The organism is Kosakonia sp. H02 (assembly GCA_030704225.1).
Classification (GTDB): Bacteria; Pseudomonadota; Gammaproteobacteria; order Enterobacterales; family Enterobacteriaceae; genus Kosakonia.
This window is the reverse complement of sequence record CP131915.1, coordinates 4,285,647-4,311,885: the sequence shown is the minus strand read 5'-3', so window position 1 is coordinate 4,311,885 and position 26,239 is coordinate 4,285,647. Positions and strand designations below refer to the sequence as shown.

25 protein-coding genes, 1 pseudogene and 1 riboswitch are annotated in these 26,239 nt (G+C 53.6%); of the genes and pseudogenes, 15 read left to right on the top strand and 11 right to left on the bottom strand.

Annotated features, from left to right (window positions below; genetic code table 11):
- Window positions 1-3: 3 nt before the first annotated feature.
- Entirely contained in the window at window positions 4-513 is a 510-nt protein-coding gene (def, locus tag Q5705_20250; GenBank protein ID WLI76866.1) for a peptide deformylase, read from the bottom strand.
- Window positions 514-642: 129 nt separating this feature from the next.
- On the opposite strand from def, the gene dprA reads away from it, so the two are divergent.
- The 6 genes from dprA to Q5705_20220 are packed head-to-tail and all read left to right on the top strand — an operon-like array spanning window position 643 to window position 4,435.
- Window positions 643-1,767 carry a DNA-protecting protein DprA gene (dprA, locus tag Q5705_20245; GenBank protein WLI76865.1) on the top strand — a complete coding sequence of 375 codons (1,125 nt, stop codon included), beginning with the start codon at window positions 643-645 and terminating at the stop codon, window positions 1,765-1,767.
- Window positions 1,739-2,212 (top strand): DUF494 family protein Smg, encoded by a 474-nt coding sequence (gene smg / locus Q5705_20240; protein ID WLI76864.1) that lies wholly within the window; start codon window positions 1,739-1,741, stop codon window positions 2,210-2,212. The genes dprA and smg overlap by 29 nt, the downstream gene beginning before the upstream one ends.
- Window positions 2,213-2,238: 26 nt before the next feature.
- Entirely contained in the window at window positions 2,239-2,796 is a 558-nt protein-coding gene (locus tag Q5705_20235; GenBank protein ID WLI76863.1) for a topoisomerase DNA-binding C4 zinc finger domain-containing protein, read from the top strand.
- Window positions 2,786-3,358, top strand: a complete 573-nt coding sequence (gene tsaC / locus Q5705_20230) for an L-threonylcarbamoyladenylate synthase type 1 TsaC (protein ID WLI76862.1) — start codon at window positions 2,786-2,788, stop codon at window positions 3,356-3,358. The genes Q5705_20235 and tsaC overlap by 11 nt, the downstream gene beginning before the upstream one ends.
- 4 nt (window positions 3,359-3,362) lie before the next feature.
- Window positions 3,363-4,181, top strand: coding sequence for a shikimate dehydrogenase (gene aroE, locus Q5705_20225; protein ID WLI76861.1), 819 nt, complete (start codon window positions 3,363-3,365; stop codon window positions 4,179-4,181).
- Entirely contained in the window at window positions 4,178-4,435 is a 258-nt protein-coding gene (locus tag Q5705_20220; GenBank protein WLI76860.1) for a DUF1488 domain-containing protein, read from the top strand. The genes aroE and Q5705_20220 overlap by 4 nt, the downstream gene beginning before the upstream one ends.
- Here Q5705_20220 and Q5705_20215 read toward each other — a convergent pair.
- Entirely contained in the window at window positions 4,411-4,965 is a 555-nt protein-coding gene (locus Q5705_20215; GenBank protein WLI76859.1) for a gamma carbonic anhydrase family protein, read from the bottom strand. The two genes, Q5705_20220 and Q5705_20215, sit on opposite strands and share 25 nt — an antisense overlap.
- Window positions 4,966-5,237: 272 nt before the next feature.
- On the opposite strand from Q5705_20215, the pseudogene tuf reads away from it, so the two are divergent.
- From tuf to rpoC, 9 genes and pseudogenes are all read left to right on the top strand, one after another.
- Window positions 5,238-5,585 (top strand): annotated as a pseudogene (tuf, locus tag Q5705_20210) (elongation factor Tu).
- A gap of 228 nt (window positions 5,586-5,813) precedes the next feature.
- Window positions 5,814-6,197 carry a preprotein translocase subunit SecE gene (secE, locus tag Q5705_20205; GenBank protein ID WLI76858.1) on the top strand — a complete coding sequence of 128 codons (384 nt, stop codon included), beginning with the start codon at window positions 5,814-5,816 and terminating at the stop codon, window positions 6,195-6,197.
- 1 nt (window position 6,198) lies between these two features.
- Window positions 6,199-6,744 (top strand): transcription termination/antitermination protein NusG, encoded by a 546-nt coding sequence (gene nusG / locus Q5705_20200; GenBank protein WLI76857.1) that lies wholly within the window; start codon window positions 6,199-6,201, stop codon window positions 6,742-6,744.
- Window positions 6,745-6,885: 141 nt separating this feature from the next.
- On the top strand, window positions 6,886-7,314 hold the full coding sequence (rplK, locus tag Q5705_20195) for a 50S ribosomal protein L11 (GenBank protein WLI76856.1): 429 nt from the start codon (window positions 6,886-6,888) through the stop codon (window positions 7,312-7,314).
- 3 nt (window positions 7,315-7,317) lie between these two features.
- Window positions 7,318-8,022 carry a 50S ribosomal protein L1 gene (rplA, locus tag Q5705_20190; protein ID WLI76855.1) on the top strand — a complete coding sequence of 235 codons (705 nt, stop codon included), beginning with the start codon at window positions 7,318-7,320 and terminating at the stop codon, window positions 8,020-8,022.
- 299 nt (window positions 8,023-8,321) lie between these two features.
- Window positions 8,322-8,819: a 50S ribosomal protein L10 gene (gene rplJ, locus Q5705_20185; protein ID WLI76854.1), complete on the top strand. Its 498-nt coding sequence runs from the start codon at window positions 8,322-8,324 to the stop codon at window positions 8,817-8,819.
- A 66-nt stretch (window positions 8,820-8,885) separates the two neighbouring features.
- Window positions 8,886-9,254 (top strand): 50S ribosomal protein L7/L12, encoded by a 369-nt coding sequence (gene rplL / locus Q5705_20180; GenBank protein WLI76853.1) that lies wholly within the window; start codon window positions 8,886-8,888, stop codon window positions 9,252-9,254.
- 322 nt (window positions 9,255-9,576) lie between these two features.
- Window positions 9,577-13,605: a DNA-directed RNA polymerase subunit beta gene (gene rpoB / locus Q5705_20175; protein ID WLI76852.1), complete on the top strand. Its 4,029-nt coding sequence runs from the start codon at window positions 9,577-9,579 to the stop codon at window positions 13,603-13,605.
- A gap of 76 nt (window positions 13,606-13,681) precedes the next feature.
- Window positions 13,682-17,905 (top strand): DNA-directed RNA polymerase subunit beta', encoded by a 4,224-nt coding sequence (gene rpoC, locus Q5705_20170; protein ID WLI76851.1) that lies wholly within the window; start codon window positions 13,682-13,684, stop codon window positions 17,903-17,905.
- 115 nt (window positions 17,906-18,020) lie between these two features.
- On the opposite strand, the gene Q5705_20165 is transcribed toward rpoC, so the two are convergent.
- From Q5705_20165 to thiC, 9 genes are all read right to left on the bottom strand, one after another.
- Window positions 18,021-18,338 carry a PTS lactose/cellobiose transporter subunit IIA gene (locus Q5705_20165; GenBank protein WLI76850.1) on the bottom strand — a complete coding sequence of 106 codons (318 nt, stop codon included), beginning with the start codon at window positions 18,336-18,338 and terminating at the stop codon, window positions 18,021-18,023.
- A 4-nt stretch (window positions 18,339-18,342) separates the two neighbouring features.
- Window positions 18,343-18,648 (bottom strand): PTS sugar transporter subunit IIB, encoded by a 306-nt coding sequence (locus Q5705_20160; GenBank protein ID WLI76849.1) that lies wholly within the window; start codon window positions 18,646-18,648, stop codon window positions 18,343-18,345.
- A 144-nt stretch (window positions 18,649-18,792) separates the two neighbouring features.
- On the bottom strand, window positions 18,793-20,328 hold the full coding sequence (locus tag Q5705_20155) for a diguanylate cyclase (protein WLI76848.1): 1,536 nt from the start codon (window positions 20,326-20,328) through the stop codon (window positions 18,793-18,795).
- A 207-nt stretch (window positions 20,329-20,535) separates the two neighbouring features.
- The gene (gene thiH, locus Q5705_20150; protein WLI76847.1) at window positions 20,536-21,690 is read right to left on the bottom strand and encodes a 2-iminoacetate synthase ThiH; all 1,155 of its coding nucleotides are present in this window, start codon (window positions 21,688-21,690) and stop codon (window positions 20,536-20,538) included.
- The gene (thiG, locus tag Q5705_20145) at window positions 21,687-22,457 is read right to left on the bottom strand and encodes a thiazole synthase (GenBank protein ID WLI76846.1); all 771 of its coding nucleotides are present in this window, start codon (window positions 22,455-22,457) and stop codon (window positions 21,687-21,689) included. The genes thiH and thiG overlap by 4 nt, the downstream gene beginning before the upstream one ends.
- Window position 22,458: 1 nt before the next feature.
- Window positions 22,459-22,659, bottom strand: a complete 201-nt coding sequence (gene thiS, locus Q5705_20140) for a sulfur carrier protein ThiS (protein WLI76845.1) — start codon at window positions 22,657-22,659, stop codon at window positions 22,459-22,461.
- Entirely contained in the window at window positions 22,640-23,398 is a 759-nt protein-coding gene (locus Q5705_20135; GenBank protein WLI76844.1) for a HesA/MoeB/ThiF family protein, read from the bottom strand. Before Q5705_20135 ends, thiS begins: the two co-directional genes overlap by 20 nt.
- On the bottom strand, window positions 23,391-24,026 hold the full coding sequence (gene thiE / locus Q5705_20130) for a thiamine phosphate synthase (GenBank protein WLI76843.1): 636 nt from the start codon (window positions 24,024-24,026) through the stop codon (window positions 23,391-23,393). Before thiE ends, Q5705_20135 begins: the two co-directional genes overlap by 8 nt.
- Window positions 24,026-25,921 (bottom strand): phosphomethylpyrimidine synthase ThiC, encoded by a 1,896-nt coding sequence (gene thiC / locus Q5705_20125; GenBank protein WLI76842.1) that lies wholly within the window; start codon window positions 25,919-25,921, stop codon window positions 24,026-24,028. Before thiC ends, thiE begins: the two co-directional genes overlap by 1 nt.
- A gap of 83 nt (window positions 25,922-26,004) precedes the next feature.
- A riboswitch (TPP riboswitch) is annotated at window positions 26,005-26,131 on the bottom strand.
- Window positions 26,132-26,239: the final 108 nt, after the last annotated feature.

Below are 26,239 nucleotides of genomic sequence, written 5' to 3'. Positions count from 1 at the left end.
GCATTAAGCGCGGGCGTTCATACGATCCAGTTTTTCAACTTTTTGACGAATACGCTGACGTTTCATGGGTGACAAGTAATCGATAAACAGTTTCCCGACCAGATGATCCATCTCATGCTGAATACAAATTGCCAGCAGGCCATCGGTTTCGAGTTCAAACGTTTTTCCGTCACGGTCCAGCGCACGAATTTTTACTTTCTCAGCACGCGGTACTAAAGCGCGCTGCTCAGGGATAGACAGGCAACCTTCTTCGATTCCTGTTTCCCCACTTTTTTCCAGCAGCTCAGGGTTAATCAACACCAACTGCTCATCTCGGTTCTCGGAAACATCAATCACGATAATGCGCTGGTGAATATCCACTTGCGTTGCTGCAAGACCAATACCTTCTTCTGCGTACATGGTTTCAAACATATCATCGACGATACGCTGAACGTCCGCATTCACTTCTTTTACCGGCTCGGCGACTTTGCGAAGGCGCTCGTCCGGAATATGTAACACATGCAAAACTGCCATAAATATCCAGAGTCGTGTTCAGGAGTTGTAAAGAATATTACCTCTATTCTAGACAAATCCCCCTGCGATTGACAGCATCAGTGACCAATCGCAAGGATTGCCAGAGCGGCTTGTGGCAGGAGAAAAGGGATGACATCCATGGAAATTTGGCTACGGCTGATACAGGTTGGTGACCTGTGCGGAGATAAGTGGCTTAGCGCAGCACAATGGCTGAAGCAAAACGGCAGTGCAACGGCGGTTGAACTTCAGCGTCTTGGGTTGACAGTTGCACAAATCAGACGCTTCTTCTCTCTATCTGCGCGGGAATTAGAGAAGTGTCAGGGCTGGCTGGCCGAGCCCCATCATCACATTATCGTGGCGGATGATGAAGCTTACCCTACCGCATTACGATCTATTGCGGATTACCCAGGTGCGCTGTTTGTGAAGGGCGATCTTTCAGTGTTAAAGACGCAGCAGTTGGCTGTTGTTGGTAGCCGCGCGCATTCCTGGTATGGAGAGCGCTGGGGACGCATCTTTTGTGAGACGCTGGCTCACGCGGGGTTAACTATAACCAGTGGGATGGCATTGGGTATCGACAGCGTAGCCCATCGTGCTGCAATAAATGTGCGCGGGAAAAGTATTGGTGTACTAGGCAATGGGCTCTATAGCCTTTATCCGCGTAGACATACGGCACTTGCCTCCCAATTACTGGAGTGCGGCGGCGCGCTGGTATCTGAATTCCCCTTGGCTGCTACCCCAAAGCCGGGCCATTTCCCTCGCCGTAATCGCATTATTAGTGGTCTTAGCCGGGGCGTGTTTGTTGTGGAAGCTGCATTACGCAGTGGTTCGCTGGTAACTGCCAGGCTTGCCCTTGAACAAGGTCGCGACGTGTTTGCCTTGCCCGGTGCGATCGGTAGCCCGGGAAGTGAAGGGCCGCACTGGTTATTAAAACAAGGGGCAACACCCGTTACCTGTGCTGAAGAGATCCTCGAATATTTGCAATATGGGCTGAATTGGCTGCCAGAAACACGTGAAAATGCAAATTATTGCCCAGAACCAGAAAAGGTGGCATTGCCATTTCCTGAGCTCCTGGCTAACGTAGGAGATGAGGTAACACCTGTTGACGTCGTCGCTGAACGTGCCGGCCAACCTGTGCCAGTGACCGCAGCTCAATTGCTCGAACTGGAGTTAGCAGGATGGATCGCAGCTGTACCCGGCGGCTATGTCCGATTGAGGAGGGCAAGCCATGTTCGACGTACTAATGTACTTGTTTGAGACTTACATCCATAACGAAGCAGAAATGCGTGTGGATCAGGACAAACTGGAACGGGATCTTACCGACGCCGGATTTGATCGTGAGGATATCTACAACGCACTTTTGTGGCTGGAAAAGCTGGCTGATTATCAGGAAGGCCTTGCCGAACCGATGCAGCTTGCTTCTGATCCACTCTCACTACGTATCTATACGGCTGAAGAGAGTGAAAGGCTGGATGCCAGTTGCCGGGGATTTTTATTATTCCTGGAGCAGATTCAGGTGCTAAACCTCGAAACGCGAGAAATGGTGATTGAACGTGCGCTGGCACTGGATAACGCAGAGTTTGAACTGGAAGACCTTAAATGGGTCATCCTGATGGTTCTCTTCAATATCCCAGGGTGCGAAAACGCCTACCAGCAAATGGAAGAATTACTCTTTGAAGTGAATGAAGGTATGCTGCACTAATCATTTTTGCAGCTTCAAGAGTCGTTATGGCCAAATCAGCACTGTTTGCGGTGCGTAACAACGAGCCCTGCCCACATTGCGGGGCTGAACTTGTTATCCGTTCCGGGAAGCATGGACCGTTTCTCGGATGTTCCCGCTATCCGGAATGCGATTATGTACGTCCTCTGAAAAGCCAGGCTGATGGGCATATCGTCAAAGTTCTGGAAGGTCAGCTATGTCCTCTCTGCGGTGCCGCGATGGTGTTGCGCCAGGGGCGTTTTGGTATGTTTATCGGATGCAGCCATTATCCGGAATGTGAGCACACCGAACTAATTGATAAACCAGATGAAACAGCCATTACCTGCCCGCAATGTAACAGTGGGCATCTGGTACAACGGCGTTCCCGATACGGCAAAACATTCTATTCCTGCGATCGCTATCCCGATTGCCAGTTCGTCATCAATTTCAAACCCGTCGTGGGCGAATGCGCCATATGCCATTACCCGCTGCTTATCGAAAAGAAAACCGCGCAGGGCGTCAAACGCTTTTGCGCCAGTAAACAATGTGGAAAGCCGGTAACGGCGGAACAAACTCGTGAAGAATAACCTGCCAAAAGATCCCATCGCCTCAATGGTGGAGATCCTGAATAAAGAACACGTCATCGCATATCCAACGGAAGCTGTTTTTGGGGTCGGCTGCGATCCGGACAGTGAAACAGCGGTACACCGACTGCTGAAATTGAAGCAACGGCCAGTGGAAAAAGGATTGATCCTTATTGCTGCCAGCTTTGAGCAGTTAAAACCTTATATTGATGACAGCATGCTGAATGATGCTCAGCGCCAGGCGATTTTTGCATGTTGGCCGGGCCCGGTGACATTTGTCTTTCCTGCCAGACCGGGCACACCACGCTGGTTAACCGGTCGTTTCGACTCATTAGCCGTGCGCGTCACCGACCATCCGTTGGTCATTGAGCTGTGCGAAGCCTACGGTAAACCTCTGGTTTCAACGAGTGCCAACTTATCAGGTTTGCCGCCATGCCGAACGGCACAAGAAGTTCTCACGCAATTTGGCCCTGACTTCCCGGTAGTTGATGTCCCGACTGGCGGGCGGCAGAACCCTTCAGAAATCCGCGACGCCCTTACCGGCGAACTTTTCCGTCAGGGGTAATCGTATGGAAACTTACGCCGTCTTTGGTAATCCCATCAGTCACAGCAAATCGCCGTTTATACATCAGCAGTTTGCCAGCCAGCTGCATATTGAGCACCCGTACGGTCGTGTTCTTGCTCCCATTGATGATTTCGTAAATACGCTAAATGCTTTTTTTGCAGCGGGGGGGAAAGGCGCGAATATTACCGTTCCTTTTAAAGAAGAGGCGTTTGCCCGAGCCGATGAGCTGACAGAACGCGCTGCGTTAGCCGGTGCGGTAAACACCCTTAAACGTCTTGAAGATGGGCGTTTGCTGGGGGACAACACCGATGGCATCGGTTTATTGAGCGATCTGCAAAGGTTGGCTTTTATCCACCCAGGCATGCGTATCCTGCTGGTGGGGGCAGGCGGCGCTGCGCGCGGCGTTATCCTTCCTTTACTTTCACTGGATTGTGCGGTGACCCTAACGAACCGCACCCATTCCCGGGCACAAGAGCTGGCTGAACTTTTTGCCCATACGGGAAGTGTTGATGCTGTCGCTATGGATGCGCTGCGCAGCCATAAATTCGATCTGGTTATTAACGCTACCTCCAGCGGTATCGGTGGCGATATTCCGGCGTTACCTGAGACGATTATTCATCCTGAGATACGCTGCTACGACATGTTTTATCAAAAAGGGACAACGCCGTTCCTGACCTGGTGCGAAACGTTAGGTGCGAAGCAGCGTGCGGATGGTCTGGGTATGCTGGTGGGGCAAGCGGCACACGCTGTACTACTGTGGCATGGTGTACTGCCGGATATTGAACCCGTCATTGCGTTGCTAAAGCAGGAACTGGAGAAATGAACCAGGCGATACAGTTTCCAGATCGTGAAGAGTGGAATGCTTCATTGCAGTCAGTGTGTTTTCCCGCACTGGTTAATGGCATGCAGGTCATTTGCGCGATTAAAGGAGAAGTACTGGCTCAGCGTTTTGGCGGTGAAGCGCCGGAGCAGTTGCTGGCGCTTTTCCGTGAACATCGCTGGGATTTGGAAGACGAGGCGGAGCAACTGATCCGCCAGCAAGAAGAAGATGATCAGGGCATTGTCTGGATTTCTTGATCCAGATATTCATCTTTCCATTTCACGTAGTTGTTTGCCGAATACTTCAATCCTTCAATTTCCGCCACCTGCAAGGGGCGGATCTGTTTTATCGGGCTACCTAAATAGAGGTATCCGCTCTCGAGACGTTTGTTTTGGGGAACCAGGCTACCCGCACCGATCATGACATCATCTTCGATTATGGCACCGTCAAGTAAGATGGAACCCATACCAACCAGTACGCGATTGCCAATCGTGCAGCCGTGTAGCATCACTTTATGCCCGACTGTCACATCTTCACCAATGATCAGCGGATTGCCGTCGGGGTTATAAGAGGACTTATGCGTGACATGCAGGACGCAGCCGTCCTGTATATTGCTGCGTGCGCCGATCTCGACATAATTTACATCGCCACGAATCACCACCAGCGGCCAAATACCCACATCATCAGCAATTCTGACATCGCCAATAACCACGCTCGTGGCATCAACCATTACTCGCTGACCCATTTCAGGAAGCAGATCCTTATAAGGACGTAATACGGTAGACATAATTACCTCATTTAAAACAGGCTGAGAGAGTGACTGTGATTGCTCGATCCGTCTTCTGCAACCCTTTTGCGAATCATTATTTGCGCAGATCGTACGGGATCGCAGCAAAAAGAATGAAAAAACAGCAGTCAGAAAAAAAGATCGCAAAAAGACTTGTGCTAAAAATTGGGATCCCTATAATGCGCCTCCGTTGACACGACAACGTGAATCACTTCACCAGATAGTCGCTTCAACGAAACAGAGAAATCCTGAAATTCAGGGTTGACTCTGAAAGAGGAAAGCGTCGTGAAGAAATCGAACGTGGTCAGGTACTGGCTAAGCCGGGCACCATCAAGCCGCACACCAAATTCGAATCTGAAGTGTACATCCTGTCCAAAGATGAAGGCGGCCGTCACACTCCGTTCTTCAAAGGCTACCGTCCGCAGTTCTACTTCCGTACAACTGACGTGACTGGCACCATCGAACTGCCGGAAGGCGTGGAGATGGTAATGCCGGGCGACAACATCAAAATGGTTGTTACCCTGATCCACCCGATCGCAATGGACGATGGTCTGCGTTTCGCAATCCGTGAAGGCGGCCGTACCGTTGGCGCGGGCGTTGTAGCAAAAGTTCTCAGCTAATCGCTGATAACATTTGACGCAATGCGCAAGAAAAGGGCATCATTTGATGCCCTTTTTGTACGCTTTCGACGCAGAACCTGGCTCATCAGTGATTTTTTTGACCATAATCATTGCTGAGACAGGCTCTGAAGAGGGCGTTGGTCCGAAACTCGCCAGAGCATTTCGGTTCGGTTGCCTCGCTTATGCGGGGCAAAAATGTTTGTCTGAATTCTTGTGACAGGTTGGTTTATGAGTGCGAATACCGAAGCTCAAGGGAGCGGGCGCGGCCTGGAAGCGATGAAGTGGGTTGTTGTTGCAGTTCTGCTGCTCGTGGCTATCGTTGGCAACTATCTTTATCGTGACATGATGCTGCCGCTCCGCGCGCTGGCAGTTGTAATTCTGATTGCTGCAGCAGGTGGTGTCGCGCTGTTGACGACGAAGGGCAAAGCGACAGTCGCTTTTGCCCGTGAAGCGAGAACCGAAGTACGTAAAGTGATTTGGCCCACTCGTCAGGAAACATTGCACACCACATTGATCGTGGCTGCGGTAACCGCAGTCATGTCACTGATCCTGTGGGGACTGGATGGTATTCTGGTCCGCCTGGTTTCCTTTATCACTGGCCTGAGGTTCTGAGATGTCTGAAGCTCCTAAAAAGCGCTGGTACGTCGTTCAGGCGTTTTCCGGTTTTGAAGGCCGCGTAGCTACATCGCTGCGCGAGCATATCAAATTACACAATATGGAAGAGTTGTTTGGTGAAGTCATGGTGCCGACCGAAGAAGTGGTCGAAATCCGTGGCGGCCAGCGTCGTAAAAGCGAACGCAAATTCTTCCCGGGCTACGTGCTTGTCCAGATGGTAATGAACGACGCCAGCTGGCACCTGGTACGCAGCGTTCCGCGCGTAATGGGCTTCATCGGTGGTACTTCCGATCGTCCTGCACCAATTAGCGATAAAGAAGTGGATGCGATCATGAACCGCCTCCAGCAGGTTGGTGATAAACCGCGTCCGAAAACGCTGTTCGAGCCGGGTGAAATGGTCCGCGTTAGTGATGGTCCGTTTGCCGACTTTAATGGTGTGGTTGAAGAAGTGGACTATGAAAAGTCTCGCCTGAAAGTTTCCGTTTCTATCTTCGGTCGTGCGACCCCGGTAGAGCTGGATTTCAGCCAGGTCGAAAAAGCCTAAATATTCGGCGATCAAACGTTGCACAGGGCGCGAAATTGACATACAATTTCGCGCCTTTTGTTTTTATGGGTTCTGAACCCGTAAAACGCATTTAAACACGGGGAGCCTTTCGGGGCGCTATACCCAAACGAGGAAATTTCAATGGCTAAGAAAGTCCAGGCCTACGTCAAGCTGCAAGTTGCAGCTGGCATGGCAAACCCGAGCCCACCGGTTGGTCCGGCTCTGGGTCAGCAGGGTGTTAACATCATGGAATTCTGTAAAGCGTTTAACGCCAAAACTGATTCCATCGAAAAAGGTCTGCCGATTCCGGTTGTTATTACCGTTTACGCTGACCGTTCCTTCACTTTCATTACCAAAACGCCTCCGGCAGCAGTTCTGCTGAAGAAAGCGGCTGGTATCAAGTCTGGTTCCGGCAAGCCGAACAAAGACAAAGTGGGCAAAATCTCCCGCGCTCAGTTGCAGGAAATCGCTCAGACTAAAGCCGCGGACATGACCGGTGCTGACATTGAAGCGATGACTCGCTCAATCGAAGGTACTGCACGTTCCATGGGCCTGGTAGTGGAGGATTAAGAAATGGCTAAACTGACCAAGCGCATGCGCGTGATCCGTGACAAAGTTGATGCGACCAAACAGTACGACATCAACGAAGCCATTGCTCTGTTGAAAGAGCTGGCCACTGCTAAATTCGTCGAAAGCGTAGACGTTGCTGTTAACCTCGGCATCGACGCGCGTAAATCTGACCAGAACGTACGTGGTGCAACTGTACTGCCGCACGGTACTGGCCGTTCTGTTCGCGTAGCCGTATTTGCCCAGGGCCCGAACGCTGAAGCTGCTAAAGCAGCTGGCGCAGAGCTGGTAGGTATGGAAGATCTGGCTGAACAGATCAAAAAAGGCGAAATGAACTTTGACGTTGTTATTGCTTCCCCGGATGCAATGCGCGTTGTTGGTCAACTGGGCCAGGTTCTGGGTCCGCGTGGCCTGATGCCGAACCCGAAAGTGGGTACTGTAACGCCGAACGTTGCTGAAGCAGTTAAAAACGCTAAAGCAGGTCAGGTTCGTTACCGTAACGACAAAAACGGCATCATCCACACCACCATCGGTAAAGTGGACTTTGACGCTGATAAACTGAAAGAAAACCTGGAATCTCTGCTGGTTGCGCTGAAAAAAGCAAAACCGTCTCAGGCGAAAGGCGTGTACATCAAGAAAGTTAGCATCTCCACCACCATGGGTGCTGGTGTTGCGGTAGACCAGGCTGGTCTGAACGCAGCGGCGAACTAATATTCGCCTTTACGTGGGTGGTGGATTTGTCTACAATCTTCCCCCCACGTTTTGCTAGCGTAAGTTAGCAAACAAACAGATTTGTTCGTTGGAGCCTGGCCTATCCAGGCCTCCGTCGAAGACCGCAGGTGTTTCGCAAGAGACTTAATTCCCTGCGTAGACGGTGACAGAACCTGAAGAATATTTTTTAAGTACTCTTTGGCTTGTTTCTGCTCACCGTATTAAGACGCTCTTTTCTTTGAGAAGAGTGAAGTGAGTTCCAGGGCATGAGCCCTGGCAAACATCCAGGAGCAAAGCTAATGGCTTTAAATCTTCAAGACAAACAAGCGATTGTTGCTGAAGTCAGCGAAGTAGCCAAAGGCGCGCTGTCTGCGGTTGTTGCGGATTCCCGTGGCGTTACCGTAGATAAAATGACCGAACTGCGTAAAGCAGGTCGCGAAGCCGGCGTTTACATGCGTGTTGTTCGCAACACCCTGCTGCGCCGTGTTGTTGAAGGTACTCAGTTTGAGTGCCTGAAAGACGCGTTCGTTGGTCCGACCCTGATTGCATATTCTATGGAACACCCGGGCGCTGCTGCTCGTCTGTTCAAAGATTTCGCGAAAGCGAATGCAAAATTTGAGGTCAAAGCCGCTGCCTTTGAAGGTGAGTTGATCCCGGCGTCGCAGATCGATCGCCTGGCAACCCTGCCGACCTACGAAGAAGCAATTGCACGCCTGATGGCGACCATGAAAGAAGCCTCTGCTGGCAAACTGGTCCGCACTCTGGCTGCTGTACGCGATGCGAAAGAAGCTGCTTAATCGCAGTTTTCTCTTTAACGCATTCGCTTACGTATAAACTTATTCTGATATTCAGGAACAATTTAAATGTCTATCACTAAAGATCAAATCATTGAAGCAGTTGCCGCTATGTCCGTAATGGACGTTGTAGAACTGATCTCTGCAATGGAAGAAAAATTCGGTGTTTCCGCTGCTGCCGCTGTAGCTGTTGCTGCTGGCCCGGCTGCTGAAGCTGCTGAAGAAAAAACTGAGTTCGACGTAATTCTGAAAGCCGCTGGCGCTAACAAAGTTGCTGTTATCAAAGCAGTACGTGGCGCAACTGGCCTGGGTCTGAAAGAAGCTAAAGACCTGGTAGAATCTGCTCCGGCCGCTCTGAAAGAAGGCGTGAGCAAAGATGACGCTGAAGCTCTGAAAAAATCTCTGGAAGAAGCTGGCGCTGAAGTTGAAGTTAAATAAGCCAACCCTTCCGGTTGCAGCCTGAGAAATCAGGCTGATGGCTGGTGACTTTTTGGTCACCAGCCTTTTTGCGCTGTAAAAGGTGCCGGTAGCGTTTCACACTGTTTGACTGCCAGTAGCCTTTACAATGCTTGTTTCTATCGACGACTTAATATACTGCGACAGAAGCGTTTTTCTGTGTAAATCGCAATGAAATGGTTTAAGCGTGATAGCAACAAGCATTGCGGAAAGTGCTCCACTTTCCGGTCAAAAAAATAGTGTTGCATAAACTGTCCTTTCCCTGGGCAGAGTGGGTCGACTTGTCAGCGAGCTGAGGAACCCTATGGTTTACTCCTATACCGAGAAAAAACGTATTCGTAAGGATTTTGGTAAACGTCCACAAGTACTGGATGTCCCATATCTCCTTTCTATCCAGCTTGACTCGTTCCAGAAGTTCATCGAGCAAGATCCTGAAGGCCAATACGGTCTGGAAGCGGCGTTCCGCTCCGTGTTCCCGATTAAGAGCTACAGCGGTAATTCGGAACTGCAATACGTCAGCTACCGTCTTGGCGAACCCGTTTTTGACGTTAAAGAATGTCAGATCCGTGGCGTAACGTACTCCGCTCCGCTGCGTGTAAAACTGCGTCTGGTGATCTACGAGCGCGAAGCGCCGGAAGGCACCGTTAAAGACATTAAAGAACAAGAAGTCTACATGGGCGAAATTCCGCTCATGACCGACAACGGTACCTTTGTTATCAACGGTACTGAACGTGTTATCGTTTCTCAGCTGCACCGTAGCCCTGGCGTCTTCTTTGACAGCGATAAGGGTAAGACCCACTCATCTGGTAAGGTGCTTTATAACGCACGTATCATTCCTTACCGCGGGTCATGGCTGGACTTCGAATTCGATCCGAAAGACAACCTGTTTGTTCGTATCGACCGTCGTCGTAAGCTGCCGGCAACCATCATTCTGCGCGCGCTGAATTACACCACTGAGCAGATCCTTGACCTGTTCTTTGAAAAAGTAACCTTTGAAATTCGCGACAACAAATTGCAGATGGAACTGGTGCCGGAACGTCTGCGTGGCGAAACCGCGTCCTTCGATATCGAAGCGAACGGCAAAATGTATGTTGAGAAAGGCCGCCGTATCACTGCGCGCCATATCCGTCAGTTGGAAAAAGACGAGATTCAACATATCGAAGTACCGGTTGAGTACATCGCGGGCAAAGTGGCTGCTAAAGACTACGTTGATGAATCCACTGGCGAGCTGATCTGCCCGGCGAACATGGAGCTGTCGCTCGATCTGCTGGCGAAGCTGAGCCAGGCTGGTCACAAACGTATCGAAACCCTGTTCACCAACGATCTGGATCACGGTCCGTACATGTCTGAGACTGTGCGTGTCGACCCGACCAACGATCGTCTGAGCGCGCTGGTAGAAATCTACCGCATGATGCGCCCTGGTGAGCCGCCGACTCGCGAAGCTGCTGAAAGCCTGTTCGAGAACCTGTTCTTCTCCGAAGACCGCTACGATCTTTCTGCGGTTGGTCGTATGAAGTTCAACCGTTCTCTGCTGCGCGACAGCATCGAAGGTTCCGGTATCCTGAGCAAAGAAGACATCATCGAAGTGATGAAAAAGCTCATCGGTATCCGTAACGGCATCGGTGAAGTGGATGATATCGACCACCTCGGCAACCGTCGTATCCGTTCCGTTGGCGAAATGGCGGAAAACCAATTCCGCGTTGGCCTGGTGCGTGTAGAACGTGCGGTGAAAGAGCGTCTGTCTCTGGGCGATCTGGATACCCTGATGCCGCAGGACATGATCAACGCCAAGCCTATCTCTGCCGCAGTGAAAGAGTTCTTCGGTTCCAGCCAGCTGTCTCAGTTTATGGACCAGAACAACCCGCTGTCTGAGATTACGCACAAACGTCGTATCTCTGCACTCGGCCCAGGCGGTCTGACCCGTGAGCGTGCAGGCTTCGAAGTTCGAGACGTTCACCCGACCCACTACGGTCGCGTATGTCCGATCGAAACGCCTGAAGGTCCGAACATTGGTCTGATTAACTCCCTGTCCGTGTACGCACAGACTAACGAATACGGCTTCCTCGAAACGCCGTACCGTAAAGTGACTGACGGCGTGGTGACTGACGAGATCCATTACCTTTCTGCAATTGAAGAAGGTAACTACGTCATCGCTCAGGCGAACACCAACCTGACGGATGAAGGTCGTTTTGCAGAAGATCTGGTGACCTGCCGCAGCAAAGGCGAATCCAGCCTTTTCAGTGCAGACCAGGTTGACTACATGGACGTATCCACCCAGCAGGTGGTTTCCGTCGGTGCGTCCCTGATCCCGTTCCTGGAACACGATGACGCCAACCGTGCATTGATGGGTGCGAACATGCAACGTCAGGCGGTTCCGACTCTGCGCGCTGATAAGCCGCTGGTTGGTACCGGTATGGAACGTGCTGTTGCCGTTGACTCCGGTGTAACCGCAGTCGCTAAACGTGGCGGTACCGTTCAGTACGTGGATGCTTCCCGTATCGTTATCAAAGTTAACGAAGACGAGATGTACCCGGGCGAAGCAGGTATCGACATTTATAACCTGACCAAATACACCCGTTCTAACCAGAACACCTGCATCAATCAGATGCCGTGTGTCTATCTGGGTGAGCCAATTGAGCGCGGCGACGTGCTGGCAGACGGTCCGTCCACCGACCTCGGTGAACTGGCGCTCGGTCAGAACATGCGCGTAGCGTTCATGCCGTGGAACGGTTACAACTTCGAAGACTCCATTCTTGTCTCCGAGCGTGTGGTTCAGGAAGATCGTTTCACCACTATTCACATCCAGGAACTGGCTTGTGTGTCCCGTGACACCAAACTGGGGCCGGAAGAGATCACTGCTGATATCCCGAACGTGGGTGAAGCTGCGCTCTCCAAACTGGATGAATCCGGTATCGTTTACATCGGTGCAGAAGTGACCGGCGGCGACATTCTGGTTGGTAAGGTAACGCCGAAAGGTGAAACCCAGCTGACGCCAGAAGAGAAACTGCTGCGCGCCATCTTCGGTGAGAAAGCGTCTGACGTTAAAGACTCTTCTCTGCGCGTACCAAACGGTGTTTCCGGTACTGTTATCGATGTTCAGGTCTTCACCCGCGATGGCGTGGAAAAAGACAAACGTGCGCTGGAAATCGAAGAGATGCAGCTGAAGCAGGCGAAGAAAGACCTGTCTGAAGAATTGCAGATCCTCGAAGCTGGCCTGTTTAGCCGTATCCATACCGTGCTGGTTTCCGGTGGCGTTGAAGCTGACAAGCTCGACAAACTGCCGCGCGACCGCTGGCTGGAACTCGGCCTGACCGACGAAGCGAAACAAAATCAGCTGGAACAGCTGGCTGAGCAGTATGACGAACTGAAACACGAGTTCGAGAAAAAACTCGAAGCGAAACGCCGCAAAATCACTCAGGGCGACGATCTGGCACCGGGCGTGCTGAAGATTGTTAAGGTTTATCTGGCCGTGAAACGTCAGATCCAGCCGGGTGATAAAATGGCAGGTCGTCACGGTAACAAGGGTGTTATCTCCAAGATCAACCCGATCGAAGATATGCCATACGATGAAAACGGCACGCCGGTAGACATCGTACTGAACCCGCTGGGCGTACCGTCTCGTATGAACATCGGTCAGATCCTTGAAACCCACCTGGGTATGGCTGCGAAAGGTATTGGCGATAAGATCAACGCCATGCTGAAACAGCAGCAAGAAGTCGCGAAACTGCGCGAGTTCATCCAGCGTGCATACGATCTGGGCGCTGACGTTCGTCAGAAAGTCGACCTGAGCACCTTCAGCGATGAGGAAGTTCTGCGTCTGGCAGAAAACCTGCGCAAAGGCATGCCGATCGCAACGCCGGTCTTCGACGGTGCGAAAGAGTCTGAAATCAAGGAACTGTTACAGCTGGGTGGCCTGCCGACTTCCGGTCAGATCACACTGTTCGACGGTCGTACCGGTGAGCAGTTCGAGCGCCAGGTTACCGTTGGCTACATGTACATGCTGAAACTGAACCACCTGGTTGATGACAAAATGCATGCGCGTTCCACCGGTTCTTACAGCCTGGTTACTCAGCAGCCGCTGGGTGGTAAGGCGCAGTTCGGTGGTCAGCGCTTCGGGGAGATGGAAGTGTGGGCGCTGGAAGCTTATGGCGCGGCATACACCCTGCAAGAAATGCTTACCGTTAAGTCTGATGACGTGAACGGTCGTACCAAGATGTATAAAAACATCGTGGACGGCAACCATCAGATGGAACCGGGTATGCCAGAGTCCTTCAACGTACTGTTGAAAGAGATTCGTTCGCTGGGTATCAACATCGAGCTGGAAGACGAGTAACTCTCGCTCAAACAGGTCACTGGTGTCGGGGCAAAACCCGACACCAGATTGTGCTAACTCCGACGGGAGCAAATCCGTGAAAGACTTATTAAAGTTTCTGAAAGCGCAAACTAAAACCGAAGAGTTTGATGCGATCAAAATTGCTCTGGCTTCGCCAGACATGATCCGTTCATGGTCTTTTGGTGAAGTTAAAAAGCCGGAAACCATCAACTACCGTACGTTCAAACCTGAGCGTGACGGCCTTTTCTGTGCGCGTATTTTCGGGCCAGTAAAAGACTATGAGTGCCTGTGCGGTAAGTACAAGCGCCTGAAACACCGCGGTGTGATTTGTGAGAAGTGCGGCGTTGAAGTGACCCAGACTAAAGTGCGTCGTGAACGCATGGGCCACATCGAGCTGGCTTCCCCGACCGCGCACATTTGGTTCCTGAAATCTCTGCCGTCCCGTATCGGCCTGCTGCTGGATATGCCGCTGCGTGATATCGAACGTGTTCTGTACTTCGAATCCTATGTGGTTATCGAAGGCGGTATGACCAATCTGGAGCGTAACCAGATCCTGACCGAAGAACAGTACCTGGACGCGCTGGAAGAGTTCGGTGACGAATTCGACGCGAAGATGGGCGCAGAAGCGATTCAGGCCCTGCTGAAAAGCATGGATCTGGAGCAGGAATGCGAACAGCTGCGTGAAGAACTGAATGAAACCAACTCCGAAACCAAACGTAAGAAGCTGACCAAGCGTATCAAGCTGCTGGAAGCGTTCGTACAGTCTGGTAACAAACCGGAGTGGATGATCCTGACCGTTCTGCCAGTGCTGCCGCCGGACCTGCGTCCGCTGGTTCCGCTGGACGGTGGTCGTTTCGCAACGTCGGATCTGAACGATCTGTACCGTCGCGTGATCAACCGTAACAACCGTCTGAAACGCCTGCTGGATCTGGCGGCACCGGACATTATCGTACGCAACGAAAAACGTATGTTGCAGGAAGCGGTTGACGCCCTGCTGGATAACGGTCGTCGCGGTCGTGCGATCACCGGTTCCAACAAACGTCCGCTGAAATCTTTGGCCGATATGATCAAAGGTAAACAGGGTCGTTTCCGTCAGAACCTGCTCGGTAAGCGTGTTGACTACTCCGGTCGTTCTGTTATCACCGTAGGTCCATATCTGCGTCTGCATCAGTGCGGTCTGCCGAAGAAAATGGCGCTGGAGCTGTTCAAACCGTTCATCTACGGCAAGCTGGAACTGCGTGGCCTCGCCACCACCATCAAAGCTGCGAAGAAAATGGTTGAGCGCGAAGAAGCTGTCGTTTGGGATATCCTGGACGAAGTTATCCGCGAACACCCGGTACTGCTGAACCGTGCACCAACCCTGCACCGTTTGGGTATCCAGGCGTTTGAACCGGTTCTGATCGAAGGTAAAGCAATCCAGCTGCACCCGCTGGTTTGTGCGGCATATAACGCCGACTTCGATGGTGACCAGATGGCAGTTCACGTACCGCTGACGCTGGAAGCCCAGCTGGAAGCGCGTGCGCTGATGATGTCTACCAACAACATCCTGTCTCCGGCGAACGGCGAACCTATCATCGTTCCGTCTCAGGACGTTGTACTGGGTCTGTACTACATGACCCGTGACTGTGTTAACGCCAAAGGCGAAGGCATGGTGCTGACTGGCCCGAAAGAAGCTGAGCGTATTTACCGCGCTGGCCTGGCCTCTCTGCATGCGCGCGTTAAAGTGCGTATCACCGAGTATGAAAAAGATGCTAACGGCGAATTCGTTGCGAAAACCAGCCTGAAAGACACGACCGTTGGCCGTGCCATTCTGTGGATGATCGTACCGAAAGGTCTGCCTTTCTCCATCGTCAACCAGGCGCTGGGCAAGAAGGCTATCTCCAAAATGCTGAACACCTGTTACCGCATTCTGGGCCTGAAACCGACCGTTATCTTCGCGGACCAGACGATGTACACCGGCTTTGCTTATGCAGCGCGTTCAGGTGCATCTGTTGGTATCGATGACATGGTCATCCCGGAGAAGAAACACGAGATCATCTCTGAAGCGGAAGCGGAAGTTGCCGAGATTCAGGAGCAGTTCCAGTCTGGTCTGGTAACCGCTGGCGAACGCTATAACAAAGTTATCGATATTTGGGCTGCGGCGAACGATCGCGTATCCAAAGCGATGATGGATAACCTGCAAACTGAAACCGTTATTAACCGTGACGGCGTTGAAGAGCAGCAGGTTTCCTTTAACAGCATCTACATGATGGCCGACTCCGGTGCGCGTGGTTCCGCCGCCCAGATTCGTCAGCTTGCTGGTATGCGTGGTCTGATGGCGAAGCCGGATGGCTCCATCATCGAAACGCCGATCACCGCGAACTTCCGTGAAGGTCTGAACGTACTCCAGTACTTCATCTCCACGCACGGTGCGCGTAAAGGTCTGGCGGATACCGCACTGAAAACCGCGAACTCCGGTTACCTGACGCGTCGTCTGGTAGACGTAGCGCAGGACCTGGTAGTAACCGAAGACGATTGTGGCACCCTCGAAGGGATCACCATGACGCCGGTTATCGAAGGTGGTGATGTTAAAGAGCCGCTGCGCGATCGCGTTCTGGGTCGTGTAACTGCTGAAGACATTCTGAAGCCGGGCACCGCAGATATTCTGGTTCCGCGCAACACGCTGCTGCACGAACAGTGGTGTGACCTGCTGGAAGCGAACTCTGTTGACTCCGTCAAAGTGCGTTCCGTTGTATCTTGTGACACCGACTTTGGTGTGTGCGCCCACTGCTATGGTCGTGACCTGGCGCGTGGCCACATCATCAACAAGGGTGAAGCTATCGGCGTTATCGCGGCACAGTCCATCGGTGAGCCGGGTACACAGCTGACGATGCGTACGTTCCACATCGGTGGTGCGGCATCTCGTGCGGCTGCTGAATCCAGCATCCAGGTGAAAAACAAAGGTAGCATCCGTCTGAGCAACGCGAAGTCGGTTGTTAACTCCAGCGGAAAACTGGTTGTCACCTCCCGTAACACTGAGCTGAAACTGATCGACGAATTCGGTCGTACCAAAGAAAGCTATAAAGTGCCTTACGGTGCGGTCATGGCGAAGGGTGATGGCGAGCAGGTTGCTGGCGGCGAAACCGTTGCAAACTGGGATCCGCACACCATGCCGGTTATCACTGAAGTGGCGGGTTTCATCCGCTTCACTGACATGATCGATGGTCAGACGATTACCCGTCAGACCGACGAACTGACCGGTCTCTCTTCGCTGGTGGTTCTGGACTCCGCAGAGCGTACCTCTGGTGGTAAAGACCTGCGTCCGGCACTGAAAATCGTTGATGCCAATGGCAACGACGTACTGATCCCAGGCACCGATATGCCTGCACAGTACTTCCTGCCGGGTAAAGCGATTGTTCAGCTGGAAGATGGCGTACAGATCAGCTCTGGTGATACCCTGGCGCGTATTCCGCAGGAATCCGGCGGTACCAAGGATATTACCGGTGGTCTGCCGCGCGTTGCGGATCTGTTCGAAGCACGTCGTCCGAAAGAGCCGGCAATCCTGGCTGAAATCAGCGGTATCATTTCCTTCGGTAAAGAGACCAAAGGGAAACGCCGCCTGGTGATCACGCCGGTTGACGGTAGCGATCCGTACGAAGAGATGATTCCGAAATGGCGTCAGCTCAACGTGTTCGAAGGTGAACGTGTAGAACGTGGTGACGTGGTTTCTGACGGTCCGGAAGCACCGCACGACATTCTGCGTCTTCGTGGCGTACACGCGGTAACGCGTTATATCACCAACGAAGTACAGGACGTTTACCGTCTGCAAGGCGTTAAGATCAACGATAAGCACATCGAAGTTATCGTTCGTCAGATGCTGCGTAAAGCCACCATCGCTAACGCAGGAAGTTCCGACTTCCTGGAAGGTGAGCAGGTTGAATACTCTCGCGTCAAGATCGCTAACCGCGAACTGGAAGCGAACGGCAAAATTGCGGCAACGTATGCTCGCGATCTGCTGGGTATCACCAAAGCGTCTCTGGCTACCGAGTCCTTCATCTCCGCGGCATCGTTCCAGGAGACGACGCGTGTGCTTACCGAAGCAGCCGTTGCGGGCAAACGCGACGAACTGCGCGGTCTGAAAGAGAACGTGATCGTGGGTCGTCTGATCCCGGCCGGTACCGGTTACGCGTACCACCAGGATCGTATGCGCCGTCGCGCCGCTGGCGAACTGCCGGCAGCACCGCAGGTGACTGCGGAAGATGCGTCCGCGAGCCTGGCAGAACTGCTGAACGCAGGTCTGGGTGGTTCAGACAACGAGTAATCGTTTCTCGTCATAAAAAACCCGCTTCGGCGGGTTTTTTTTTGCCTTCCAACTCCCGGGGGCAATAAAAATGCCCGGCAAAGCGGGCACAGTGTCAGACACAGGAAAGAAAACGTTAATCGCGCGGTGGCAACCGGCGATAAAGTTCAATCATATCGCCCGCCAGATCCTGGATTACCATCGCGTTCATCAGGTGATCCTGCGAATGAACGGTGATCAGGTTGACCGGCAGCTTGCCGGTGCCTTCATCCAGCCCGATTAATTGCGTCTGAATTTTATGCGCGGCTTTAACGAATTCGCGTGATTCCTCCATCGCTTTTTCCGCTTCGTCAAAATCGCCTTTTCGTGCCATCTGCAAAGCGGTCAATGCCTGGCTGCGTGCTGCCCCGGCATTAACCAGCAATTCCATAATGATGGTTTCTAAATCTTCCACGCGCTCACTCCAGTAGCTTAAGGGCTTTTTCCAGTACGACATCACCTTTCATCATGCCGTAATCCATCATGTCGATTACCGCCACCTTCTTGCCCAGCGGTTCAGCCTGAGCCTGCAATTTTGCCTGCTCGTATTTGACTTGCGGCCCCAGCAACACGATATCCGCCGTTGCAATTTCATCTTTAAATTCCGCAACAGGAACCGCTTTGATGATGACGTCGACGCCTTTTTTTTGCGCCGCGTCTTTCATGCGTTGCACCAACATGCTGGTGGACATACCTGCTGCACAGCATAAAACGATGTTTTTCATAGTCAGCCTCGGTGTTGATGGGATTACTGATAATTATCTTCTGCCGCTGGCTTCAACAACCGCTTTGCCGCGATTGTGTGTATGGCATCACAAAGAAAGCCTGCGCAGAGTGAAACCGGTTACAACCTGACACTTCTTCATCGCTCAATCATTTACTGCCTGCAAGACGCGGTTTTTGCCTTTTCGTTTCGCTTTGTACAGGGCTTCGTCTACCCTGGTGACCAGATGATCAAGCGTCTCCATATGCCACTCGCCCAGGCCTGCGCTAAATGTCACTGCCAGACCGTCTTCGCGCCATCGACGATTGGCAACATTTTGCCGCCACTGCTCAAGCAATGTCAGCGCATCATTGAGATGCTGCTGCGGGAAGATCACCGCGAATTCCTCCCCGCCGTAGCGGTAGAGGGAAATACCGTGCGGTTGTAATACCTGAATCCCTTCGCGGGCGACGTTGCGCAGCACAATATCGCCGTTCTGATGACCCCAGGTATCGTTAATAGATTTGAAGTTATCGATATCCACCAGCGCCAGGGCGAATGGCTGGTGATCGTTCATCAGCGCGGCAATATCGCTATCGAAGGCGCGGCGGTTTTTGCAGTTGGTCAGTGCATCCATCGTGGCTTGCCGCACCCATGACTGCTCGCGCTCTTTGTTACTTTCAATGGCTGTGCTCAGCATGGCTTCCAGTTTTGGTGCACGCTTCACATCGCCGGTTTTTATCGCATTCAGGATGTTCATCAGCACCGTGCGCGCAGCATGGCGCAGATAGAGACCGAACAGAATAATCATCACAGCCGCAGTGCCAAATCCCCAGCTAATGAGCAAACTTTGGTGGCGAATGCGCTTGTCCAGCGTGCTGGCCTCTACTTTGTAAACCACAAGCCACGCCGGGTTGGTAAAGGCGTAGTAGTAATACCAATGGTCGCTGTTCTTATCGTAAAACGTGCCTTCTCCGCTGGTCATATCTGCCAGCAGCATCGGGCTGATAGCGGTTTTAAACAGCGCACCGGTATCGGGATGCAGCATCACTTTGCCTTCGCGATCGACAACGAAATATTCGCCCGGCATCGGCGCTTGCATAATACGCAGGGTATAACCCAATGACGGAAGGTCGAGATGAAAAGCCAGCGTGCCCTTCAATTTGCCATTCGCATCTATCACCGGTTTGTAAATCGTCACTGTGGGTCGGCGGGTAAAAAAATCCGTGTAGGTATGCGTGTAGTGATTAAACATGCTGGCTTCAGCCTGATGCATAAACCAGGGCCGGGTTCTGGCGTCGAAAAGCTGGCTTTCGCTGGTGGCGATGACCTGCGGCACGCGCAGATAGTGCCCTTGCGAATCGGCAAGGGAGATAGACGATACCGAAGGCATGAGCGCCAGTAACTGCATCAACTCTTTCAGCCCATGCTCCCGGTCGATATTCACGGTGGCATTAAGTTGATCATTGTGCGCAAAGAACGCGGCGGCGCGATTGAGGATATAGTCATTTTCCCGCAGGAGCGACTGCGTGTAATTCACCGCCATGTTATGGGCAAAGTTATGGTTTATGGCATGGTATTCCTCCAGCATCTCTTTGCGCTGACCGGCGGTAACCAGCACGGCAATGACTATAAAGCTGAGGAAAATCCCGGCGAGACTGACCAACATCGGCGTGGTAAACGACAGTTTTCTGCTGTGCATTTTCTGGTCCTTGAACATGCAAAAGTGAGGCAGATAACAGTATAGGGGCTACCAGGGGATAGCGTATCTGTCAGGCGGTGGGGCGGAGCGGAAGAGGGAAAAAACATCCGCTCCGGTCAGTCGCATAATCTGACGGTGCAAGAGTGCGATACCGGGCGAAGCAATACCATCGCCCGGTTTTCGTTTTACGTAGCGGGCCGAAAAAAATTAACCCGTTATCAGCGGGTTGCTGTTTTTTTGCGGCGAGCGTCCCAGCCAGCTATCCCAGTCTTTCCATACGGGTTGCAGCCCGCGAGCCATCAGTGCATCGGCAACTTCCTGCGGTCGACGACCGTCGTGGGGCGAAAACTGCTCCAGTTCCGGGTGATTATCGGCATAGCCACCCGGCTGCGTTTTGGAAAAAGCGCTGACATTATTGATAGCCAGCGGGATGACGTGATCGCGAAAATGCGGCGATTCACGCGTCGACAGCGACAGTTCTGCATCAGGCGCCAGCAGGCGAAACGCGCAGATGGTTTGCACCAGTTGGCGCTCATCCATCAGTGATGCAGGCGCAATCCCCCCGGCACACGGACGCAGGCGGGGAAATGAGACCGAAAAACGGCTCTGCCAGTAGTGCTGTTGCAGCCACAGCAGGTGCTCCGCCACCATATAGCAGTCCACGCGCCAGCTATCAGACAGACCCATTAGCGCGCCAAGCCCGATCTTGTCGATCCCCGCACGGCCCAGCCGATCCGGGGTTTCCAGCCGCCAGAAAAAATCCTGCTTTTTGCCGCGCAAGTGATGCCGGGCATACTGGGCTTCGTGGTAGGTCTCCTGATAGACCATCACGCCATCCAGACCGAGTGTTTTTAGCTCGGCATAATCCTGCTGAGAAAGCGGCTGGACTTCCATCTGAAGTGAAGCGAACTGGCGGCGAATGGCGGGCAAATGGCGGCGAAAATAATCCATTCCCACTTTGCCCTGATGTTCGCCGGTAACCAGCAAAAGATGCTCAAATCCCAGCTCGCGTAGCGCTGCACATTCGCGGGCGATTTCCTGTTCATCCAGCGTTTTGCGCTTCAGATGGTTACTCATGGAGAAACCACAATAGGTGCAGTCGTTGGCGCAGAGATTCGACAGATAGAGCGGGACGTAAAAACTTACCGTGTTGCCAAAGCGCTGGCGGGTAAGCCGCTGCGCCTTTTGTGCCAGCGGTTCAAGGAACTCGCTGGCCGCTGGCGAAAGCAGCGCCATCATATCGTCACGGGTTATTTGCCGGGCGTTGAGTGCGCGTTCGACATCGGCGGCGGTTTTGCTGTGGATGCGCAGGCGAATGTCGTCCCAGTCCAGTTGCTGCCAGCGGTCGCTAAAGGTGTTCATTGCATGGCCTCCAGAAAACCGGTCAACGGGCTGGTGGCGGTGGCAAAACGCTGACGTGCACCCGGCCCGGCCTGACGCGCCAGTGCACCGGCTTCTACCGCCAGGCGAAACGCGCGCGCCATATTCACCGGATCGTCCGCCACGGCGATAGCGGTATTCACCAGCACGGCATCCGCGCCCATCTCCAGCGCCTGTGCCGCATGGCTTGGTGCGCCAATCCCCGCATCTACCACTACCGGAACATTGGCCTGTTCAATGATAATTTCCAGCATGGCGCGGGTTTCCAGCCCCTGATTGGAGCCAATTGGCGCGCCGAGTGGCATCACTGCCGCGCAACCGGCTTCTTCGAGGCGTTTGCACAATACCGGATCGGCTCCGCAATAGGGCAGAACGACAAAGCCCATCTGCACCAGTTTTTCTGCCGCGTGCAGGGTTTCAATCGGATCCGGCAGCAGCCAGCGCGGATCGGGGTGGATTTCCAGTTTCAGCCAGTGCGTGCCCAGCGCTTCGCGCGCCAGTTGGGCGGCAAAAATAGCCTCTTCCGCGTTTTTCGCCCCGGAGGTGTTGGGCAGCAATGTCACACCCGCGTCGAGCAGCGGCTGCAAAATACCATCGTTATGCTGGCGTAAGTCGACCCGTTTCATCGCCAGCGTCACCAGTTCACCGCCAGAAGCGTGAATCGCGTCCACCATCATTTGCGGTGTGGCGAACTTGCCGGTGCCAGTAAATAGCCGTGAAGAAAACGTTTTATCTGCAATACGTAACATCTCATCCCCCTGCGATAACCTGAAACAGCAGGATGCGATCGCCGTCCTGCACCAGTTGTTCTTCCCAGCGCTCGCGCGGCAGGATCTGTTCATTCAGCGCCAGCGCGACGCCTGGTTTTAACTGATTAAGCTGACGCAATAGCGTGGCAACGGACAGCGCTGCCGCGCAGTTCATCGGTTCATCATTGAAGCGTATCTGCATGCCGCCCCCCACAAACCGGGCAATCGCTGGCGCGATGCAGGGCCAGTGTTCGCCAGAGATTGGTGCGGGCGTCAAACAGCCGCAACTCACCGAGAGTAGACTGCATGCCGTTCAATAATTTGATGGCCTCCAGCGCCTGCATGGCGCCCATAATGCCGACCACCGGGCCAACGATGCCGGCCGTACGGCAGTTGCGTTGCGGTTCATGTTCATCCGGCCACAAACAGCGGTAGCAACCGTGCTGCCACGGCGGGGTGAGCACCATCAACTGGCCGCCAAAACCAACTGCGCTGGCGGTAATCAATGGGATATCGAGGGCGACACAGGCGGCATTAATCGCCTGACGCGTTTGCATATTGTCGCTGCAATCGAGCACCACATCCGCGCAGGCAACCTGCTCGAGCAGGATCTCTCCGCTGAGCCGCTGTTGCAGGGAAATCAGTTCGATGTCGGGGTTTAGCGCGTGCAATCGCCGTGCCGTGACGTCGGTTTTGGGCTGATTGATATCGTCGGTGGTGTACAGAATCTGCCGCTGCAAATTGCTCAGGTGCACGGCGTCATCATCCGCCAGCACCAGTGTGCCAACGCCCGCACCGGCCAGATAGACCGCAGCCGGTGCGCCAAGGCCGCCGAGACCGACAATTAGCACCCGGCTGGTGAGCAGCTTTTGCTGCCCGGCGATGGCGATATCCTCCAGTAAGATCTGGCGGCTGTAGCGCATAAAATCATTGTCATTCATCGCCCACCCCCGCCAGTTCCAGCAACTGATGCGTGGCCTGTCGCCAGTCACCCGCCTGGGTAATGGCGCTGACCACCGCTATGCTGCCGACGCCGGTTGCCAGCACCTCCGGCGCACGCGCCAGGCTAATGCCGCCGATAGCGACCGTCGGGTAATCCTCCAGGCGCGCAATATGGCGAGCCAGTTGCGTCAGCCCCTGTGGGGCGGAAGGCATCTGTTTGGTTTGCGTCGGGAAAACGTGGCCGAGGGCGATATAAGAGGGGCGTGCCGCCAGCGCGACGTCGATTTCCATATCATCATGGGTTGAAACACCAAGGCGTAGCCCGGCCTTGCGGATCGCGCTTAAGTCAGTGGTTTCCAGATCTTCCTGACCCAGATGAACGCCGTAAGCCTGGTGCTTGATTGCCAGTTGCCAGTAATCGTTGATAAACAGCCGCGCGTTGTAGCGCTGTCCCAGCGCAATCGCCGCAATTACGTCGTCTTCAACTTCGTCATCGCGTTTGTCTTTGATGCGTAGTTGCAGCGTGCGCACGCCCGCATCCAGCAGGCGGGCAATCCACTCTACGCTATCAACGACCGGATAAAGCCCCAGGCGAAAGGGCACCGCTGGGAAATCAGGCTGGTACATCAGGCTTCCTCCTTTTTGAGGTAGATTTCGCCGCCGCGTGCGCGAAAGTCGCTGGATTTATCCGCCATACCGACTTCGATAGCCTGCGCCGCCGCGTAATCACGCACTTCCTGGGAGATTTTCATTGAGCAGAATTTGGGCCCGCACATTGAGCAGAAGTGCGCTACTTTGCCGGACTCCTGCGGCAGGGTTTCATCGTGATAGGCGCGAGCGGTGAACGGGTCGAGCGCGAGGTTGAACTGATCTTCCCAGCGGAACTCGAAACGTGCTTTCGACATGGCGTTATCGCGGATCTGCGCACCAGGGTGGCCTTTCGCCAGGTCAGCAGCGTGAGCGGCAATTTTGTAGGTGATCAACCCCTGCTTCACGTCCTTTTTGTTTGGCAGGCCGAGGTGCTCTTTCGGCGTGACATAACAGAGCATCGCGCAGCCAAACCAGCCGATCATCGCCGCGCCAATCCCCGAGGTGAAATGGTCGTAACCCGGCGCGATATCGGTGGTGAGCGGTCCAAGGGTGTAAAACGGCGCTTCGTGGCAACTTTCCAGCTCTTCGGTCATGTTGCGGCGGATCATCTGCATCGGCACATGGCCGGGGCCTTCGATCATCACCTGAACGTCATATTCCCAGGCGATTTTGGTCAGTTCGCCCAGGGTGTGTAGCTCGGCAAATTGCGCTTCGTCATTGGCATCCTGGATAGATCCTGGGCGCAGGCCGTCGCCTAATGAGAGCGAAACATCGTAGGCGGCGCAGATTTCGCAGATTTCACGGAAGTGGGTGTAAAGGAAGTTTTCCTGATGATGGGAGAGGCACCACTTCGCCATAATGGAGCCACCGCGCGAGACAATGCCGGTCAGGCGCTGGGCGGTCATTGGTACGTAACGCAGCAGTACGCCCGCATGGATGGTGAAATAGTCCACCCCTTGCTCGGCTTGCTCGAGCAGCGTGTCGCGAAATGCCTGCCAGGTAAGATCTTCAGCGATCCCGTTGACCTTCTCCAGCGCCTGGTAGATCGGCACGGTGCCGATCGGGACCGGGCTGTTGCGCAGGATCCATTCGCGGGTTTCATGAATATAACGCCCGGTGGATAAATCCATCACCGTGTCTGCGCCCCAGCGCGTTGACCACACCAGCTTTTCCACCTCTTCTTCGATGGAAGACGTCACCGCCGAGTTGCCGATATTGGCGTTCACTTTCACCAGGAAGTTGCGGCCGATAATCATCGGTTCCGATTCCGGGTGGTTAATGTTGGCCGGAATAATCGCCCGCCCGGCGGCGACTTCATCGCGGACAAACTCTGGCGTGATATTTTCCGGCAGGCGTGCGCCAAAGCCTTCGCCGGGGTGTTGTCTGCGCAGCACTTCGCTGCGAATGCGCTCGCGACCCATATTTTCGCGCAGAGCAATAAACTCCATTTCCGGGGTCACGATCCCTTTGCGGGCATAGTGCAACTGGGTAACGCACTGGCCCGCTTTGGCGCGGCGCGGTGTCAGTAAGCCACGAAAACGTAGCTCGTCGAGGCCGTCATCCGCTAAACGTTCGTTGGTATAAGCTGAACTGCGCTGTTCCAGCGTTTCGCTATCATCGCGAGCGGCAATCCACGGTGCGCGCAGCTTCGCCAGACCTTGCTGCACATCAATTGTAATCGCCGGATCGCCATACGGGCCGGAGGTGTCGTACACCGGCACAGCTTCGTTTTCTTCATACTGCGGTTGCGTTTTCGTCCCGCCAGTGAGCGTTGGGCTAAGCTGGATTTCGCGCATCGGTACGCGGATATCGGGCTGTGAACCAGTGATGTAAATCCGGTGGGAGTTGGGGAAAGCGGTGCCTTCCAGGGTGTCGATGAAATGTTGCGCCTGAGCGCGTTGTTCACGGCGTGAAAGTTTAGTTGTAGACATAGCTCATTCCAGTGTTGAAGGAGATGGCTTGTCAGACGACGGATGGAGTAATGACAGCAAACCGCCCGTGAGGGTGGCTGTGTGAATGGATTACTCTTGTTCCCTTCGCAGGTCTTAACCCGATCAGGTTCCGCGGATCCCGAATTAACGGTCTCAGCCTTTTTACACTTCATCTTTCGTGGCTGCATCTGCTCACCCCGGTCACTTACTTGATGTAAGCTCCAGGGGATTCACAGATTTGCCGCCTTGACACAGAACGAAAGCTTTTGTGTAAAACAGTGGCACTCCGACAAGAAAAACCCCGCCCGGAGACGGGGG

Coding starts and splice junctions, on each gene's coding strand:
- Q5705_20235 (WLI76863.1), top strand. CDS start 2,239: ATGGCCAAATCAGCACTGTTTGCGGTGCGTAACAACGAGCCCTGCCCA.
- thiS (WLI76845.1), bottom strand. CDS start 22,659: ATGCAGATACGCTTCAATGATGAACCGATGAACTGCGCGGCAGCGCTG.
- thiH (WLI76847.1), bottom strand. CDS start 21,690: ATGAACACCTTTAGCGACCGCTGGCAGCAACTGGACTGGGACGACATT.
- Q5705_20215 (WLI76859.1), bottom strand. CDS start 4,965: ATGTCTACCGTATTACGTCCTTATAAGGATCTGCTTCCTGAAATGGGT.
- def (WLI76866.1), bottom strand. CDS start 513: ATGGCAGTTTTGCATGTGTTACATATTCCGGACGAGCGCCTTCGCAAA.
- nusG (WLI76857.1), top strand. CDS start 6,199: ATGTCTGAAGCTCCTAAAAAGCGCTGGTACGTCGTTCAGGCGTTTTCC.
- rpoB (WLI76852.1), top strand. CDS start 9,577: ATGGTTTACTCCTATACCGAGAAAAAACGTATTCGTAAGGATTTTGGT.
- thiC (WLI76842.1), bottom strand. CDS start 25,921: ATGTCTACAACTAAACTTTCACGCCGTGAACAACGCGCTCAGGCGCAA.
- rplK (WLI76856.1), top strand. CDS start 6,886: ATGGCTAAGAAAGTCCAGGCCTACGTCAAGCTGCAAGTTGCAGCTGGC.
- secE (WLI76858.1), top strand. CDS start 5,814: ATGAGTGCGAATACCGAAGCTCAAGGGAGCGGGCGCGGCCTGGAAGCG.
- smg (WLI76864.1), top strand. CDS start 1,739: ATGTTCGACGTACTAATGTACTTGTTTGAGACTTACATCCATAACGAA.
- thiE (WLI76843.1), bottom strand. CDS start 24,026: ATGTACCAGCCTGATTTCCCAGCGGTGCCCTTTCGCCTGGGGCTTTAT.
- rplJ (WLI76854.1), top strand. CDS start 8,322: ATGGCTTTAAATCTTCAAGACAAACAAGCGATTGTTGCTGAAGTCAGC.
- Q5705_20160 (WLI76849.1), bottom strand. CDS start 18,648: ATGAAAAACATCGTTTTATGCTGTGCAGCAGGTATGTCCACCAGCATG.
- Q5705_20135 (WLI76844.1), bottom strand. CDS start 23,398: ATGAATGACAATGATTTTATGCGCTACAGCCGCCAGATCTTACTGGAG.
- dprA (WLI76865.1), top strand. CDS start 643: ATGACATCCATGGAAATTTGGCTACGGCTGATACAGGTTGGTGACCTG.
- thiG (WLI76846.1), bottom strand. CDS start 22,457: ATGTTACGTATTGCAGATAAAACGTTTTCTTCACGGCTATTTACTGGC.
- aroE (WLI76861.1), top strand. CDS start 3,363: ATGGAAACTTACGCCGTCTTTGGTAATCCCATCAGTCACAGCAAATCG.
- Q5705_20220 (WLI76860.1), top strand. CDS start 4,178: ATGAACCAGGCGATACAGTTTCCAGATCGTGAAGAGTGGAATGCTTCA.
- Q5705_20155 (WLI76848.1), bottom strand. CDS start 20,328: ATGCACAGCAGAAAACTGTCGTTTACCACGCCGATGTTGGTCAGTCTC.
- rplL (WLI76853.1), top strand. CDS start 8,886: ATGTCTATCACTAAAGATCAAATCATTGAAGCAGTTGCCGCTATGTCC.
- rplA (WLI76855.1), top strand. CDS start 7,318: ATGGCTAAACTGACCAAGCGCATGCGCGTGATCCGTGACAAAGTTGAT.